Raw genomic sequence first — 1176 nt, 5'->3', positions numbered from 1 at the left:
CAAGATGTGACGGCTTACATGAAATATTACAACTTGGAGCGACTTCATTCAGCTAATGGTGATCTGTCACCGGTAGAGTTTGAAAATTCTCAATTAAAAGTGTCCAGTTTGGCTTGACCAGTACAGTGTACCAGTTTGTGTCTCACCAGCGCAGCAAGAATAAAAGAATACCTTAGCAGCCCCCTCTTTGCTTAACCTCGAATCACATGAGTTGAATACAACAAACAACTACGATGTTAAAGTAGCGGGTATTACTCAATGTTAATGATATTGCTCACAACATTAGCGGCCAAACCCTTGATACAATAGCCTTTCGAGCCATGTCATGTGTGACACTTCATTTGGATTTGAGTAATGAAAACAAGTAAACGAATCAGGTGTCAGAACTGTAAAAAACAATTCACTACCAACAGATTAACAACAAAAACTTGCTCTTCAGCGTGCAGGAAAGCTTTACAGCGGAAATCAGCTAAAGCAACTCAACATATATGTAAGGGTTACCTAAATACTCCCTGTCCAGAACAGAAGACCACAAAAGCAGAACGGTGTCGTAACTGTAAACGTATACAAGGAAGAATGACGGGCTTCTTTAATACCTCCTTTGGTGCAAGACTAGCTAACGATTTAAGAAAAAGAGCCGGTAGTGTAGAGCTCATAGATGGCATGAATGGCTTAGAGGCGTATTACGAACGTCACAAGTTAGTTGCTAAGGCAAACCCCATTGTGAATGGTAAGTCAAAGAAAGACTTTCATGTGGCACATAAAGTTGCCCTAAATGACAGCGGAGGGCGTAAAGGGTTGTATTCAAAAAGCAACCTAATAGTCGTGCCAGCAAGACTGAATCAAAGCTTTGGAAATCAGGCTATATTTATCAACGCTGAACCCGGCGAACACTTTCTATGGACTAAAGACTTACAGAAAAAATTCAAGGTCGACGAATCCACTTCACATGATGAATTAAGAAATCTACTCATTAGCTTCTTAGGTCACGAATTCATCGAGTGGGTGGATGATAAAAACCTCTCAAGAAGAAAGCCAAAGGGGGAGAGCATTAACTAACCTGAGCTTCGGATAAGAAATTAGCTCCCCAAAGGAACTAAATGCTCGTTCCTTGATCCGATCATTCGACCAAGAGTGATTAGAAAAAGGAACGAGCATGAATAAATTAGTTGAAAC

At 40.6% G+C, this 1176-nt stretch carries 2 protein-coding genes; both read left to right on the top strand.

Annotation, left to right across the window (positions count from 1 at the left end):
* Nucleotides 1-117, top strand: a 117-nt coding sequence (locus IEY48_RS20255) for an IS3 family transposase (RefSeq protein ID WP_133306622.1), incomplete at its 5' end; no start/stop codon positions are given.
* Between the two features lie 459 nt (nt 118-576).
* Nucleotides 577-1059: a hypothetical protein gene (locus tag IEY48_RS20250; RefSeq protein ID WP_188923341.1), complete on the top strand. Its 483-nt coding sequence runs from the start codon at nt 577-579 to the stop codon at nt 1057-1059.
* Nucleotides 1060-1176 lie beyond the last annotated feature (117 nt).

Source organism: Shewanella saliphila, from assembly GCF_014648295.1.
In the GTDB taxonomy this organism is placed as follows: domain Bacteria; phylum Pseudomonadota; class Gammaproteobacteria; order Enterobacterales; family Shewanellaceae; genus Shewanella; species Shewanella saliphila.
The sequence above is the reverse complement of the archived record's forward strand: the minus strand, read 5'-3'. Positions and strand labels throughout refer to the sequence as shown.

Coding starts and splice junctions, on each gene's coding strand:
- IEY48_RS20250 (WP_188923341.1), top strand. CDS start 577: ATGACGGGCTTCTTTAATACCTCCTTTGGTGCAAGACTAGCTAACGAT.